Annotated in this window: 17 protein-coding genes and 1 pseudogene; 10 read left to right on the forward strand and 8 right to left on the reverse strand. The window is 69.2% G+C overall.

What is annotated here, in order from left to right; translation table 11 throughout:
* From GA0115259_RS14645 to GA0115259_RS14655, 3 genes are all read left to right on the forward strand, one after another.
* A partial coding sequence (locus tag GA0115259_RS14645; RefSeq protein WP_202450009.1) for a GvpL/GvpF family gas vesicle protein occupies positions 1-446 on the forward strand: 446 nt, incomplete at its 5' end.
* On the forward strand, positions 443-730 hold the full coding sequence (locus tag GA0115259_RS14650) for a gas vesicle protein (RefSeq protein ID WP_093596314.1): 288 nt from the start codon (positions 443-445) through the stop codon (positions 728-730). The genes GA0115259_RS14645 and GA0115259_RS14650, both read left to right, overlap by 4 nt.
* Positions 727-1137 (forward strand): gas vesicle protein K, encoded by a 411-nt coding sequence (locus GA0115259_RS14655; RefSeq protein ID WP_093596315.1) that lies wholly within the window; start codon positions 727-729, stop codon positions 1135-1137. The genes GA0115259_RS14650 and GA0115259_RS14655 overlap by 4 nt, the downstream gene beginning before the upstream one ends.
* A 98-nt stretch (positions 1138-1235) precedes the next feature.
* Here GA0115259_RS14655 and GA0115259_RS14660 read toward each other — a convergent pair.
* From GA0115259_RS14660 to GA0115259_RS14690, 6 genes and pseudogenes are all read right to left on the reverse strand, one after another.
* Positions 1236-1589, reverse strand: a pseudogene (locus GA0115259_RS14660) (uracil-DNA glycosylase family protein); the annotation flags it as partial.
* A gap of 87 nt (positions 1590-1676) precedes the next feature.
* On the reverse strand, positions 1677-2717 hold the full coding sequence (locus GA0115259_RS14665) for an iron-containing redox enzyme family protein (RefSeq protein WP_093596317.1): 1041 nt from the start codon (positions 2715-2717) through the stop codon (positions 1677-1679).
* Positions 2714-3001: a CDGSH iron-sulfur domain-containing protein gene (locus GA0115259_RS14670; RefSeq protein ID WP_093596318.1), complete on the reverse strand. Its 288-nt coding sequence runs from the start codon at positions 2999-3001 to the stop codon at positions 2714-2716. The genes GA0115259_RS14665 and GA0115259_RS14670 overlap by 4 nt, the downstream gene beginning before the upstream one ends.
* Positions 2985-3668, reverse strand: a complete 684-nt coding sequence (locus GA0115259_RS14675) for a HemK2/MTQ2 family protein methyltransferase (RefSeq protein ID WP_093596319.1) — start codon at positions 3666-3668, stop codon at positions 2985-2987. The genes GA0115259_RS14670 and GA0115259_RS14675 overlap by 17 nt, the downstream gene beginning before the upstream one ends.
* 581 nt (positions 3669-4249) lie before the next feature.
* On the reverse strand, positions 4250-4915 hold the full coding sequence (locus GA0115259_RS14685; protein ID WP_093596320.1) for a hypothetical protein: 666 nt from the start codon (positions 4913-4915) through the stop codon (positions 4250-4252).
* Positions 4906-5472: an RNA polymerase sigma factor gene (locus GA0115259_RS14690; RefSeq protein WP_370747805.1), complete on the reverse strand. Its 567-nt coding sequence runs from the start codon at positions 5470-5472 to the stop codon at positions 4906-4908. The genes GA0115259_RS14685 and GA0115259_RS14690 overlap by 10 nt, the downstream gene beginning before the upstream one ends.
* Before the next feature lie 289 nt (positions 5473-5761).
* Here GA0115259_RS14690 and GA0115259_RS14695 point away from each other — a divergent pair, with 289 nt between their 5' ends.
* The 7 genes from GA0115259_RS14695 to rsgA all read left to right on the forward strand — a co-directional run bounded on the left by GA0115259_RS14695 (position 5762) and on the right by rsgA (position 11750).
* Positions 5762-6238, forward strand: a complete 477-nt coding sequence (locus GA0115259_RS14695) for an Asp23/Gls24 family envelope stress response protein (RefSeq protein ID WP_093596321.1) — start codon at positions 5762-5764, stop codon at positions 6236-6238.
* A 105-nt stretch (positions 6239-6343) separates the two neighbouring features.
* Positions 6344-6598, forward strand: coding sequence for a hypothetical protein (locus tag GA0115259_RS39045; protein ID WP_176732552.1), 255 nt, complete (start codon positions 6344-6346; stop codon positions 6596-6598).
* A gap of 193 nt (positions 6599-6791) precedes the next feature.
* Entirely contained in the window at positions 6792-8333 is a 1542-nt protein-coding gene (locus GA0115259_RS14705; protein ID WP_093596322.1) for an FAD-dependent oxidoreductase, read from the forward strand.
* 108 nt (positions 8334-8441) lie between these two features.
* Positions 8442-8822, forward strand: coding sequence for a VOC family protein (locus GA0115259_RS14710; RefSeq protein WP_093596323.1), 381 nt, complete (start codon positions 8442-8444; stop codon positions 8820-8822).
* Positions 8823-9076: 254 nt separating this feature from the next.
* Positions 9077-9535, forward strand: a complete 459-nt coding sequence (locus tag GA0115259_RS14715; RefSeq protein ID WP_093596324.1) for an SRPBCC family protein — start codon at positions 9077-9079, stop codon at positions 9533-9535.
* A 137-nt stretch (positions 9536-9672) separates the two neighbouring features.
* Complete coding sequence (locus tag GA0115259_RS14720) at positions 9673-9843, forward strand: hydrophobic protein (RefSeq protein WP_093596325.1); 171 nt, start codon at positions 9673-9675, stop codon at positions 9841-9843.
* Positions 9844-10778: 935 nt separating this feature from the next.
* Positions 10779-11750, forward strand: coding sequence for a ribosome small subunit-dependent GTPase A (rsgA, locus tag GA0115259_RS14725; RefSeq protein WP_256098004.1), 972 nt, complete (start codon positions 10779-10781; stop codon positions 11748-11750).
* A gap of 86 nt (positions 11751-11836) precedes the next feature.
* Here the strand turns inward: rsgA and GA0115259_RS14730 are convergent, their stop codons facing one another.
* Together GA0115259_RS14730 and GA0115259_RS14735 are read right to left on the reverse strand one after the other, a co-directional pair.
* Positions 11837-12202 carry a PPOX class F420-dependent oxidoreductase gene (locus tag GA0115259_RS14730; protein WP_093596327.1) on the reverse strand — a complete coding sequence of 122 codons (366 nt, stop codon included), beginning with the start codon at positions 12200-12202 and terminating at the stop codon, positions 11837-11839.
* A gap of 165 nt (positions 12203-12367) precedes the next feature.
* Positions 12368-13360, reverse strand: coding sequence for a helix-turn-helix domain-containing protein (locus GA0115259_RS14735; RefSeq protein ID WP_093596328.1), 993 nt, complete (start codon positions 13358-13360; stop codon positions 12368-12370).
* Between the last annotated feature and the right edge of the window lie 89 nt (positions 13361-13449).

A 13449-nucleotide genomic window follows, 5' to 3' on the forward strand; every position in this document is an offset into this window, starting at 1 on the left:
CCCCCGGCCCCCCGGCCCCGGCGGCCGTGTCGGCCGCGACCGGTGCGAGTCCGGGCCGCGACTACCTGCGCAGCCGTCAGCGCCGGCGCAGGTCCGGCGAGGATGCCTGGCGGGCGGCCCGTGACGCGGTCCTGAGCATCGACGCCGCCGCCCGCGGCCTCGCCGTCGACCGGGTTGAGCATCGCCTCCAGGAGGGCGAGCTCGCCACGGGGCCGGGCTACAACGTCTCCAACAACGCCTATCTCGTGCCTCGGCAAGGCGGCGCGGAGTTCCAGGAACGGCTCCTTGGCACCGCCGGAAATCTCGACGGCATACGTGTGGACATCACCGGACCGTGGGCTCCGTACTCGTTCACGGCCTCGGACGACACCAACGACGCGCAGGAGAGCCACCACGAAGGCGGCGCCGGAGCCGGACCAACGCAACCGGAGGCGGGAACCCAGTGACCCACAGTCCCCGCCCCGCGACCCAGCCCGTCGACCGCCGGCCGTGGGCCGACGACGACGCGCACCCTCTCGCCGGCCGGCAGATCGCCCTGATCGATCTCCTCGACCGGCTGCTCACCGGAGGTGTGGTGCTGACGGGCGACCTGACGCTCTCCATCGCGGACGTCGATCTGGTACGGATCTCTCTGCGAGCCCTCATTGTCTCCATCCGCACGGAACAGCGGTCGCTGGAGGCCTCTGCCGCAGCCCGTCGTCCCGGACAAGCAGCGGGAACAGCGCCATGAACCGCCGAGATCGGACATACGAATCGCCGATACACGACCTGGACGAGGTCACGCAGGCCGCCTCTGATGTCTTCCGCCTGCTGCCCGCGGGCCCGGACGATCTCCCCGCCTCCGAGGACCGGGCCCAACGCCTCTCCCGGCGACTGCATACCGACCAGGACACCGTCGAACGCGACCTGGTGAAACTGGTACTCACCATCGTCGAGCTGCTACGGCAGTTGATGGAACGGCAGGCCCTTCATCGCGTCGACCAAGGTGACCTGACCGAGGCTCAGGAAGAGCGCATCGGGATGACCCTCATGCTGCTCCATGACCGTATGACGGAACTGTGTGACCGCTACGACCTCACGATGGAAGACCTCAATCTGGACCTGGGCCCGCTGGGCACCCTGCTGCCTCCGCCGTGAACCCGGCCCTCGCAGCGCGACCGGGCCCGTGCCATGAGACCTCCATGACCCGTGCCATGAGACCTCCATGAGCGGGGAGGCATCGGTCCGGGAGTCGTTCAGCGCAGAGCAGCCGCGGCGACGCGGAGGTCCGACACAAGTCCCGCGTACGCGGCCTCACGCTCATCGGAGCGCAGGACCGCCGAAGGATGAATCGTCGCCAGGGCGCACGCCTTACCCCCGGTCCCATCACCCCATTCGCCTGGGGAAAACAGCGCGCCTCTGTCCTTGGTCACCCTGAAGGACGGCCCGAACAACGCCTTCGCGGCGGTCGCGCCGAGCGCCACGACCACATGTGGGCCGATCAGCCGGAGTTCGGCCGTCAGCCAGGGACGGCAGGCGCTCACCTCCCGCAGCGTCGGCGGCTTGTGGATGCGTCGTCTGCCCGGTCCCGTCGATGTGTACTTGAAGTGCCCCTCTCGAATCCTCTCGAAGCAGACGTCGGCCCGGGCGGCTCGCTTGTTCCCCTTCTCGCCGCTCGGCCGCTCAAGCCCCGGGCCTTACCTTTCGCCGTCCTCGGCCGGCCGCTGCGGAGGGCACAAGGCGGACCGTCCCCGCCGCCACTCGTGCAGCAGGTGCGCGCCGAGCCGGTCCTCCAGCAGGCCGGTGGCCTCGATGCCGAAAATCACGTCCGGTTCCAGATGAGGTTCGTCAGCCAGCAGAGGCGCGACGATCTCGTGCCGGACGACTTGTTCGTGGACGGCATCGGCCTCCACGTGTTCGTCGTAGAAGCGTTCCGCAGCCGGTCCGGCGCCCGTGCGGCGCATCGCCTCGGCCAGTCGGCGCGAGCCTGGTGAGGAGGTCACCTCAAGGGCCGCGAAATGGCCGATCAGAGCGCCCCGCAGGGCTCGGTGCAAGCCGAGCAGCGACATCATGGTCACCGGAGCCAGCGCCTCCGCGGGTGCCTCGTCGACATAGCGGCCGTAACCGCGCTCCAGGCCGAGGTCATCCATCAAGTCGGCGAACAGGCGCGCGTGCATGCGCTCGGCGCGCCCGGCACCGAACTCGTCGAACTCCACCGCCACCATGGCCGCCTTGGCTCGCCCGTGGAGCCGCGGGATCACCCAGGCATGCGGATCCGCCTCCTTGAGGTGGTACAGGGAACGCAGGGCCACGTACTCGCGTAGCTGTTCCAGCCGGCCCTCATGCTGCAGATAGTGGCTGACGCCCGCGTCCTCGTCGGCGGGCTCCACGAGGATCCGCGCCAGGGCCGCGTCGGCGCTCGCCGCGCCCGACGCGTCCGCTCGCAGAGCGTCGAGGTAGTGCTGTTCCAACTCAGCGCGCAGCCTCAGCAGGTCCGGATCCCACTCGCGGTCGTCGCCGACGCCGTCGAACCCCTGATAGTGCAGCTCATACAGTGCGTACAGCGCGAGTTGGACATCCCCGCCGTAGGGATCGGCCGCAGACACCAGTGCCTCCGGCCCGGGTGGCGGGCACTCCTCGTCACGCAGGGACGCGAGTACCGCCGCGGACAGGTCACCGCGCGGTGTCGGCAGTCCTGGGCGGGTGAGTCGGGACTCGATGTACGCCGTCGCGGTCATTCCGGATCTCCGCCCTTGTCGTCGCAGGTGGAGCGGGAGCCGTCCGCCCCAGGCGTGGTGTCCGTACGACCGGGCCGTCTGAGCGGCTCGGGCGCTCTGCGGCGGTGGCTGGTGTCGCACCACGGATAGGCGCGGCTACGGCGGCACGTGCACACCGCCACCATGAAGCGTTCCGAGGTGACGCTCACACCGTCGTCGCCCGTGACGGTGACCGGTCCTTCCACCAGCATCGGACCGTGGCGTCCGAGGCGTATCCGGCGAGGGCTTTCAGGCTTGTTCGGCACGTATGACCACCAGTTCCTCCGTGTCCTGTCCTTCGTCCAGCAGGCCTCGCTCACGCAGCCATGCCAGTCGGGAACGCATGACCGGCCCGAAGGGAACCAGCACGCGGTCACTGACCTGCGCGCGCAGGCCGTCCTCCGCCAGCCGGTCAATCGTGCTCTTGGTCCCGCACAGGCCGGAGTGGACCATGAGCAGCACGCCACGGGGCCGAAGTGCGGTCGCGGCGCAGGCGCAGACCTGGTCCACAAGGGCCCGCCCGTCGTGTCCGCCGTCCCGGGCACGGTCCGCTCCGCTCCGCAGGAGTCCGACCGGGGGCGTCGGTACGTAGGGCGGGTTGCTGATCACCACGTCGTAGCGCCCGCCGTACGCCGACGCGATCGTGGACACGTCACGGCGGCGTACGGTGACCCGCTGGCGGGACAACACGGCGTTCACACGTGCGCACAGCACCGCCCGCCGCGAGACATCGATGGCTGTCACCCGGGCGCCGAGCCGGGCCGCGCCCAGGGCCAGGACTCCGGTCCCGGTGCCGAGGTCGAGCACGTCCATGCCTGGCCCGACGCCCTCGTTGCGAATGGCCCGCATCAGCAGGTGAGAGTCCTGCTGCGGAGCGTAGACGCCGGGGATCGCCAGTGTGCGCTGAGGTCTGTCCGTTCGCATTACGGCCATGGAGCCACCACCACGTCGTCCGTCGGATGGAATCGCGCCCGCCCTGTCTTCCAGGGTCGGCGCAACGGGGACGCGGGACCACTCGGGACGGCCGGGGAGCGTGCGTACCGACCGGGGATCTCGTCGGGTCCCTGCCGCCCTTGAGACGCGGCATTACACGGGGCCGGTGGGAGCCGCCGTTGGTGTTACGGGCCGGTGGTCCCCTGGTTGGAGTGACGGACGGTGTTCGGTGATACGCGTGACGGTGACGACAACGGTGACGGGTTCCGGTATGCCGTGGCGGGTTACGTGTGAACCGACCGCCGATCGGACGCTCTCGCGGACGTCGCGTGCGGTGTCCAGAGCGCGGCGGTCGTCGGTGAGTACGCAACGGACGTCAACGTGCAAGGCCCTGGATCCGGGGGTGCGTTCGACGTGGATGCCGGCCGCGGAGGACACTGCCGGGGAGCCGATGGCCTCCCGGACCCGGTTGGCGGCACTGGCCAGGGCCTGGCGGAGGCCGGGCTGTAGTTCGGCCACCCCGGGGACCGCCAGCGCTGCCCGGGCGGCGGTGTGCTCGATGCGTGTTGTGTCTCCCGGGGTCACAGTCCGCTCCTCTTCCGTTCCGAGGCTTCGGCGGAGACCGTGGGTGTCAGAGGCGCCAGTACGGACACGATCCTCAGGTCAATGGCGCTGATGGCGATACCGAGCCCTTGTGCGGCGGAGTACGCGACGGCCCGGCGCACCGCGGCGGCCCGGCCGATGAGGGGCTGGTCGAGAGTCATGGCGAGGGTCATGGTGACGGTCACCTCTCTGCTGCCGTCGTCGGGGCTGAGGCGGCAACTTGCTGCGCGCACTCCGCAGACGCGGTCGGCGGCCCCGCGCAGGACCTTCGCCGCCGCGGTCTCCGCGATCCGCAGTTCTTGCGCCGGATCGTCCAAGGGCAGCAGCCGACCGAGCCGCACCTCGGCACGTACCGCGCGCATGACCCGCCGCGCGACGCTGTCAGCGCCGGGGTGTTCGGCACGGAGTGTCGCGGTGGCGTTGTCCAGGGCTGTCAACCCCTCGATCACCTGTCGGCAGAACACGCAGTCGGCCGTGTGGGGGTCGTTCTGGTCGATGGGCGCGCGCACCTGCTGCCAGATGTGGCTGACCAGTCGCCCGCAGGGCAGTCGCTCGTTCCCGACGAGCGTTGCAGCGTCTGGGTCCTGGCGCGGGGAAGCCGGCTCGTCGCGCCGATGTGTGGCACGGGGCTCGTCTAGCGCCATGAGGACATCTCCTTCATGAGGGTGCGGCGCGCCCGGAAGAGCCGGCCGCGTACGGTCTGTTCGCTCTCGCCCAGGACGTGTGCGACCTCCTCGTACGACAGTCCGTGAAGCTCCCGCAGGATCCAGCAGGCGCGCTGGCCGGGCTGGAGGTCGTGGAGCGCCTGGGCCAACGCGGCCGTGGCAGCCGCGTTTTCGGCGGCACGGGCGGGTTCGCCGCCGGCGTCGTGCGCCGTCGGTTCGGGCACGGTTTCCAAAGACACCGAAAACGCTTGCCCGCGACGGACGTTGAGGCATCGGTTGGTGACGATGCGATACATCCACGTGCGGAAGGTGGCGTCCCCGCGGAACTCCGGGAGGCGCCGCCATGCGCTGATGAAGGCGTCCTGCACGGCCTCCTCGGCGTCCGGGAGGTTACCCAGCATGTGGTACGCCAGTGCCAGCAGCGGTGCGCTGTGGCGGTGGACCAGTACAGCGAACGCGTCGTCGTCGCCTTCGGATGCCCGGGCGATCAACAGCCCGTCGTCCAGGCCGCCCAGGTCGTCGCCGGCATCACCGATCCGCTCGGCCTTTGGCGCATCGGGCCTGGTGGCCGGAATCGGAGTCGCACGCCGTCGGGGTGGTGAGCGCTTTCCCTGCTTCGCATCCACTGTTCGCTTCCCGAGCGACTGCTTCGTGGGCCGCGTGACCGCCGCCGCACTCGGTGTGCCTGGTCACTACGGTCGGGCCGGGCACCCACGTTTCGAGCTTACGTGATGCGCAGAACGGATAAGTGTGACGATTTCGGTTTTTTGGTGTCCAACCATTGATGGGCACTGAACAGGCGTTCGCATCCCTCAGGAGCATGTCATGACGGACACGACACACCGCCCGGCTGCTGAAGGGCGCTGGGCTGCCGACGAGACATCGGCGCAGCAAGGTTCGAAGGGCAGCCTTCCCCCGCCGGAGAGCCGCGGGCGGACCACGATCGCAGACAGCGTCGCGGAGAAGATCGTCGGGGTGGCGACCCGTGAGGTCCCGGGCATCCACAACCTCGGTTCCGGAATGGCGCGGACCATTGGGGGCGTCCGTGAGCGGGTGCCGGGCGCGCAGCCCAGCGTCACCCGCGGTGTGCACGTCGAGGTGGGCGAGCGCCAGGCGGCTGTGGACGTTGACGTGGTTGTCGACTACGGCTTCCCCATCGGCGACGTCGCCGCCAATGTCCGTGTCAATGTCATCTCGGCGATGGAACGCATGACCGGTCTGGAGGTCGTCGAGGTGAACATCGCTGTCGACGACATTGATCTGCCGGGGGGCGAGGACGAACGGGACGAACGCGTGGAGTGATCCGCAGACCTCCCCTCCCCCCGGGCGTGCGGCCGGGAACTGCGTGCGGGAAGAAGCCACGACATGAGAAGGGCGCATACGATGAACACAACTATGGCGGGTCTCATGACCGGCCTGGCATTGGGTTTCGCCGGCTACTTCGGCGGCTTCGGGGCTTTCATCGTGGTGGCGGTCCTGGGCCTGGCGGGCCTGATCACCGGTTACCTGGCGCGAGGCGACGTGCATGTCGCCGACTACGTACCCACCCGAAGCGGTGATGGACGCCGGGAGACAGGCGGTGACGGACGCCAGGAGGCCGACCGTCATCGGACCGGATACGGGACCGCCCCCCGCGCCGAGTACAGGACGCGGGTGCGGTGAGCGACGGGCCCCCGTCGCGTCCCCTCCTGGGCGGTCCGGGAGAGAGTAAGCAGGGAGACTCCGCTCTCACTCCCGGCTCCCGCCCTGCGCGGTGCGACCCTGATCCCCGGCACCGTGGTGGCCCGTATCACGACCCAAGCGGCGCGTGAATGAGGCTGTTTCCTGGCACAACCAACCCCCTTGAAAGGCCGACATGACTGATCAGCGGTCCCTGCCCGGACAGGACGAATCGTTTTGGATGGCGACCGCCGACGCCACCGACAACCCGCCCCTGAACGAAGACATCACCGTCGACGTGGCTGTGGTGGGTGGCGGCATCGCCGGGTTGAGCACCGCGTGGGAGCTGGCCGGCACCGGCCGGACGGTCGCCGTGCTGGAGGCCGACCGGATCGCCACCGGAGTCAGTGGATACACCACCGCCAAGGTCTCCGCGCTGCACACCTTGGTGTACGACCGGCTGCGCCGGACACGGGGCCAGGACGCCGCTCGGCTGTACGCGCGTTCACAGCAGGGCGCGGTGGAAAGGGTGGCCGAGATCGTCGCCACGCTCGGCATCGCGTGTGACCTGGAGCGTGCCCCCGCCTACACCTACGCAACGGACCCCGCCGCCGTCCCCGAGCTGAAGGCCGAGGCCGAGGCAGCCGCGGCGGCCGGGCTTCCGGCGACGTACGTGGACCGCGTCGGGCTGCCGTTCGAGGTGAGCGGCGCCGTCCGAGTGGACGCGCAGGCACAGTTCCACCCCCGCAGGTATCTGCTCGCCCTCGCGGTGGATCTCCGGGCCAAGGGCGGCCTGATCTTCGAACGCTCGCGTGCGACCGGCCTGTCGGAGGGGTCCCCCTGTCAGGTCACCGTCGAGTCGGGCCACACTGTCACGGCTCGATACGTGGTGGTCGCCACCCACTTTCCCGTCTTCGACAGGGCGCTGATCTTCGCGCGGCTCTCCCCGCGCAGAGAACTGGTGGTCGCCGCCCCGGTCGCCGCCGGACTCGCCCCGACCGGCATGTACATCACGCAGGAGGAGGGAAAGCGGTCGGTGCGCACCGCACCGCTCGACGAGGACCGCCGTCTGCTCATCGTCACCGGCGAAAGCTTCACCCCTGGCACCGGCGACCCCCGCGAAGGGTTTCGGCGTCTGGACGCCTGGATGCACGCCCGGTTCCACGTCGGTGACACCGCATACCGATGGGCCGCGCAGGACAACGACTCCACCGACACCGTGCCGCTCGTCGGCTCCTTCCACGCGGGCTCCCGCCACACGTACGTAGCCACCGGCTTCGGAGGCTGGGGCATGAGCGGCGGCGTCATGGCCGGCCGACTTCTCACCGGGCTGATCGAGGGCGATGAGCCGCCGTGGGCCGCTCTCTACGACCCGCGGCGGCTGGCGAGCACACTGCGCGAAGCGCCGGCTCTGCTGAAGCAACAGGCCCATGTCGCGCAGCACTTCGTCGGAGACCGGCTGCGTACCACGCACGTCGACTCGGTCGCGGAGATCCCGCCGGGCACCGGCGCAGTGGTACGTGTCAATGGCCGACGCCGCGCGGTCTACCGGGACGCGGACGGCGTCGTCCAGGCCGTGTCCGCCCGGTGTACGCATCTGGGGTGCCTGGTGGCCTTCAACGATGCCGAGACCGTCTGGGAGTGTCCCTGCCACGGTTCCCGTTTCGGCGTCGACGGATCGGTGCGGCAAGGGCCGGCTGTCCGTCCGCTGGAGAAGTGTGACGTGCCGGACGACTGACACCGCCGGGGTACGAGCCCGGGCAGAAGCGTATCGCGCAGGATGCGACGGTACGAGTTGCCCGTTGCTCCCCGCGTGTGGATGACAACACGGGGTAGGCGCAGCAGCATGACCGTCACGAAGACCAGTGTTCTCGTCCTTGACTGTGCCGAGCCCGCCGAACTGGCGGAGTTCTACTCGTCCTTCCTCGGTGCCGAGATCCGCGTCGGCAGGGATCCGGACTTCTTGGAAATCATCGGCCACGCCGGGTTCCATCTCGCGGTCCGGCGGGACCACGGCTACATGCCAGCGAGTTGGCCGCGGCCCGAGAGCCCCCAGGAGCCACATCTGCGGTTCATGGTGTCACGGGAGGAGATCGACGAGGCGGAGCGCGAGTTGATCGCCCTCGGTGCCCGGCCCCTGGACACCAAGGACAACGGCGGGCCACGGGACACCCGTCTCTACTCGGACCCGGCCGGGCACCCCTTCACGCTGGCCGTACTGCCCTGACGACGGGGCCCGGTCCTGGCCGGCGGGCCGTCAGACACGTTCTGGCACATGGCCAATCGGCTTCCGTTCCGACGGGCCGAATTGCGCGGCGCCTCCCAGCGGGCAGTGAAGACCAGGCCGCGGCGCGTGCGGCGTCCAGATCCCGCGGCCCTCTTCGGCGTGCAGCGCGCCCGCGCTTCGTATCGAGGCCGGTGTTTTATCTCTCGCGGAACGGATACCCGATTCATGCACCCTTCTCTCAAAGGAGGCATCTGATGAGCACGATCACGGATTCCGTGGACGTAACGGTACCGGTCCATACCGCGTACAACCAGTGGACGCAATTCGAGGAATTTCCGCAGTTCATGGAGGGCGTGGAGCAGATCACTCAGCTCGACGCGCGACATAACCGCTGGATCACAAGTGTCGCCGGTGTCCGCCGGGAGTTCGACACGGAAATCATCGATCAAATCCCGGACGAGCGAGTCGCCTGGCGCACCGTGTCGGGGGAGGTGAAGCAGGAGGGTGTCGTCACCTTCCAGCGGCTGGGCGACGCCCACACTCGGGTCCACCTCGCCATGATTGTCGAGCCCACGGGCATGGCGGAGAAGGCCGCCGACATGGTCGGCATCATCGATCACCGGGCCAAGGGCGACCTGCGGCGCTTCAAGCAGTTCATCGAGGAGCGAGGCAGGGAGAGCGGTGCCTGGCGCGGCCGCATCCCCCCGGTCTGATCTCGGGCAGGAAGCCGTACAGCCCGGGTTCGGCCTGTGACGGCGAAGCAGCGAAGTCGTTCCGGCACCCAGATTGGGAAAACCGTTCTGTGGAACACAGGAATTCGGGGCAGCCGGGTCATGAGGAGGAAACTGAAATGGTTCCACTGCTTTTGGTGGCGCTTCTCGTCCTGATACTTTTCGGCGCGGGTTTCGCGGTGAAGGTTCTCTGGTGGATCGCCCTGGCCGTACTGGCTCTGTGGCTGGTTGGTTTTCTCGTACGCGGTGTCGGCCCCAGCGGGGGCAGGTCACGCTGGTACCGGTGGTAATCGCAGCCGTCCTGCCGTCGGTGTCCGTCCCCCCCGGTACGGGTCGGGGGCGAGGCGGACCCGCACGGGCAGGAGCGAGCCGGGTGGATGGCGGACCGCCGGCTGCCCCACGGTCCGGGCGCTGGGCCGTTCGGCCCCGTGGCGGCGAGCGGGATCGCCATCGGGTAGTAGTGCGGCTCAGGACGCAGGCTTCTGAACTGCCGATACAGGGCGAGGCGTGACCGGTCGTCAGTAAGCGGCATGATCTTGCCGGGACTTGTAATGCGTAGGTCTGGATTGCTCCTACACCTCAACTACGGCTTCGCCAAGTGCCTCGGTCCACGGGATCCTAGGACAGCATCTGCTGTCCTACCGAAGGATTATTGTGGCTACTTTAGTTTTCGACGTTGTCCGGTGTTCAGGTGAGCTGTCGGAGGCCGGTGGTTGAGATTGAGGGGCCGGCAACTGGCGTGTTGGGTGAGATGACGCTGGCTGCGTGACGGGGGCAGGAAAATGGCTCGCGTCGTGCGGCGGGGTCCGGCTACGGTGGGCCTTGGCCGAGCGGTGCCGTAACGGGGCTGTGTCGGGCCGTTGAGGAAGCAGGAGGTGAGGACGTTGATGACTGTCGTTGCGCTGGGCGCTGCCCAGGTTCAGAGGCTCATCGTTCCCATTCCTGTGGTCTCCGGCTGACCGATCTCTCTTCTCCGCGCCTCGTCGGCGCGTGTGCCGGGGCCACCCTTGTGAAGGGTTTCCCCTTGTTTTTCGCTTTTGCCTCTTTTGAGGCTTCGTCCGCTTCGCATCCGCTCGCCCCGTACGGCTGGGACGAGGGCTGGGAAGAGGAGTTCGTGCCGTACGCCCGGCAGGGGCTGTTGCCCGGCCGCGTCGTGCGGGTTGATCGTGGCCAGTGCGACGTGGTGACCGCGGATGGTCTGGCGCGTGCTGACACGGAGTTCGTGGTGCCGCGAGATCCAATGAAGGTGGTGTGCACCGGGGACTGGGTCGCGGTTGATCCGTCCGGTGATCCGCGGTACGTGCGGACGCTGCTGCCTCGGCGTACGGCCTTCGTACGGTCGACGTCGTCGAAGCGTTCCGAGGGCCAGGTGCTGGCCACCAATATCGATCACGTCGTCATCTGTGTGTCGCTCGCGGTCGAGTTGGACCTTGGGCGGATCGAGCGGTTCCTCGCACTCGCGATGTCCAGCTCCAGCGGTGATGCGCTGCTGCGTACGTCGGCACTCTCCTGGGAGAGCGGGACCCTCCCGCTGATCGTGCTGACCAAGGCCGATCTCGTGGGCGATCCCAGCGTGCTGGGCCATCTTGTGGACGACGTACGGACCGCCGCGCCCGGTGTGCAGGTGCTTGCCGTCAGCGCGGCGACGGGGGAGGGCGTGGAGGTGCTCTCGGCCGTGCTGTCGGCCGGTACGAGTGTGCTGCTGGGCGTCTCCGGCGCGGGAAAATCGACGCTCGCGAACGCACTGCTCGGGGACGATGTGATGGATGTACAGGCCACCCGTGAGGTCGACGGGAAGGGACGCCACACCACCACGACACGCAATCTCCTCGCCATGCCGGGCGGTGGAGTGCTCATCGACACACCCGGGCTGCGAGGCGTCGGGCTGTGGGACGCGGAGACCGGAGTCGGGCAGGTCTTCTCGGAGATCGAGGAGTTGGCGAAGCGGTGCCGGTTCCATGACTGCGCCCATGTGTCCGAGCCCGGTTGCGCCGTGCTCGGCGCGGCGGAGGACGGTTCGCTGTCCGTACGACGGCTGGAGAGCTACCGCAAGCTGCTGAGGGAGAACCAGCGCATCATCGCCAAGACCGATGCCCGGCTGCGCGGTGAGATCCGGCGCGAGTGGAAGCGCAAGGGCGCGGAGGGCCGGGCGGCCATGGAGGCCAAGCGCGGCGGGCGGAGCGGCCGTACGAGATAGCCGTGGAGGTGGGCGTCGGGGCCGGGGCGGATGCCTCGGCCTCCGCGCCCGGGCGGGTCCGGCCTCGGCCTCCGGCGCCTGCTGCTTCAGTCCAGGCCCCAGCTGTGGATCTTCCGGGGATGGATACGGATCAGCTCCTGGCTGAAGTGCGCGCCGAGGTCGTGCGGACCGGTCAGCAGCTCCGCCTCACCTCGGATGTCCACACCGCGCACCGTCCATGGGTCCGTGCTCACGATGTCGTCGACGACCAGCGCGACCTTCGGATTCGTCTGGAGATTCCGCCACTTCTTGGTGGTGGCGAGGGCGAGCCCGCCGATCAAAATGGTGCCGTCGTCCTGCGGGAAGAAGCCGACCGGATTGGCCTGCGGCTGTCCCTTCGGATCGACGGTCGCCATCCGTCCCAGTCGCTGGGTCCTCAGATACGCGCGCTCGGGCTCGCTGAATCGGGTCATGATCCCAGCGTCACACGGGTACCTGACCGCGCGCATCCGCCACGGGTCCCACGATCCGGCCCACCGCCGGCACCACGTAACACCGGCACCACGCGACACCGGCACCACGAATCACTTGCGCCACGCCATACCGGCACCAGGAATCACCGCCACCACGCGACGGGCTCACTCCCGCAGACCGCGCGTCACCCAGCCCTTCTCGTACGCGTGCCAGCCGAGCTGGAGCCGTGTCGTCACTCCGCTCAGCTCCATCAGGCCCTTCACTCGGCGCTGTACGGTCCGCAGCCCCAGGTCGAGCTGTTTGGCGACGCTCGCGTCGGTCATCCCGGCGAGCAGCAGCGACAGGATCTCCAGATCGGTGGAGTCGGGACCGGGCATCCGGCCTTCCGTCACCGCGCCGTCCGCACCGAGCCGCAGCGGAAGCGCCTCCCGCCAGACCGACTCGAACAGCCCCACCAGTGACTCCAGCAGCCCGCTGGCATGGACGACCAGGACCGCCGGTTCCGCTCCACGGCCCGTCAGCGGCACCATCGCCAGAGTGCGGTCCGCGACCACCAGCTTCGTCGGCACGCGTTCGACGACCCGGACCTGCTCGTCGCGCCCGAGCGCCGCGGAGAGTTCGGTGATACCGGCGGGCAGCGAGAGCACCTCGCGCTCGATCACCACCCGGTACGCGACCCCGCGCGCCGCCGCGCGCTCCTCCGCCTCGTTGTCGATACCGGTCACGGCCACCGGCTTTCCGGTGACCAGGGCGCAGACCTCCTCGGCCGCGCCGAGCTGGAGCTGAAGGAAACGGTGGGCCACCGCGCTCGCGCCCGTCACGACCTCGACCAGATCGTGCACGGCCGGCTCGGTGGCCTCCGCGCGGTACTCCTCGGCGAGCAGCACCGCGGCCAGTTCGGCCTGTTCCAGCTCATGGCGGTGCTGGGTGAGCAGCGCGCCCAGCGCGACGGCGGGCGGCGCCGCGACCCACCGTCCGGTACGGGACGAGGACTGCGCGGCCAGGCCCTGCCGCTCCAGCCGGCGCAGGGCCTGTTCGGTGTCCGGCTCGGGGAGCGCCAGCCGATGGGCCAGATCCGCGACCTCCGCGGCGCCGATCGCCACCAGCGCGCGGTAGGCGGACTCCTGTCTCTCGTCGAGACCTATCGCTCCGAGCACCCCTGCTCCCCTCCCCGGACACCTGCGTTCCACGGCGGGCCGTGGACCTGCGTTCCACGGCGGACCGTGGCGGATACCGGCCACGGCGT

Origin of the sequence: Streptomyces sp. MnatMP-M17, assembly GCF_900091995.1 — a bacterium.
In the GTDB taxonomy this organism is placed as follows: Bacteria; Actinomycetota; Actinomycetes; order Streptomycetales; family Streptomycetaceae; genus Streptomyces.